At 68.0% G+C, this 1,005-nt stretch carries 1 protein-coding gene; it reads right to left on the bottom strand.

The window, feature by feature from the left end; genetic code table 11:
- Positions 1–55 precede the first annotated feature (55 nt).
- Positions 56–1,005: IS256 family transposase (locus ACZ4MF_RS49115; RefSeq protein WP_467500978.1), on the bottom strand; the 950-nt coding region annotated here is incomplete at its 5' end.

Here is a 1,005-nt window from a genome sequence, read left to right as displayed (position 1 = left end):
GGTCATGTCCGCGGGAGTGGTGTATCGACGGCCACTCGGTGATCTCGCTTTGAGGCTATGCGCTGAGTTCGGCGGGCAGGGCTGTCTCTTCGGTTTCTGACTCGATCGGGTGGAGGCGGATCTTGGCGAGGAGTTCGCGGCCCATGTAGCGGCGGGCCTCGGTCCATTCGTCGTTCTGCTCGGCCAGGACCGCGCCGACGAGCCGGATCAGGGCGGTGCGGTCGGGGAAGATGCCGACCACGTCGGTGCGGCGGCGGATCTCCTTGTTCAGCCGTTCCTGCGGATTGTTCGACCAGATCTGCCGCCAGATCTCCCGCGGGAACGCGGTGAAGGCCAGCAGGTCGTGCTGGGTAGCGTCCAAGTGGGCTGCGGCCTTGGGAAACTTGGCCTCCAGCGCGTCGAGGACGTGCCGCATCTGGGCCTGGACAGCGTCGGTGTCGGGCTGTTCGAAAACGGTCCGCAACAAGGTGGCCACCCACGGCTGAGCGGACTTCGGGACCTGGCTCAGCAAATTTCGGGCGTAATGCGTGCGGCACCGCTGCCAGGATGCGCCGGGCAGGACCGCGCCGATCGCGTTCACCAGGCCGTTGTGGGCGTCGGAGACGACCAGCTGGACACCGGACAGGCCGCGGGCGGTCAGGGAGCGCAGGAAGGCGAGCCAGCCCGCACCGTCCTCGGCCGTGGCGACGTCGATGCCGAGGATCTCGCGGTGTCCGTCGGCGTTGACGCCGACTGCGATCAGGGCGTGGACGTTGATGATGCGGCCGCCCTCGCGGACCTTCTGGGTCAAGGCGTCGACCCAGACGAAGGTGTAGGGGCCGGCGTCCAGCGGCCGGTTGCGGAACGCGGTGACCTGTTCGTCGAGATGCTTGGCCATTGCGCTGACCTGGGACTTCGACAGTTGGGTGACGCCGAGGGACTCGGCGAGTTTCTCGACGCGGCGGGTGGACACACCGAGCAGGTAGGCGGTGGCGACCACCGAGATGAGGGCCTGCTCGGCCCGCC

This window comes from Streptomyces sp. NPDC025793 (genome assembly GCF_055558375.1).
The sequence above is the reverse complement of the archived record's forward strand: the minus strand, read 5'-3'. Positions and strand labels throughout refer to the sequence as shown.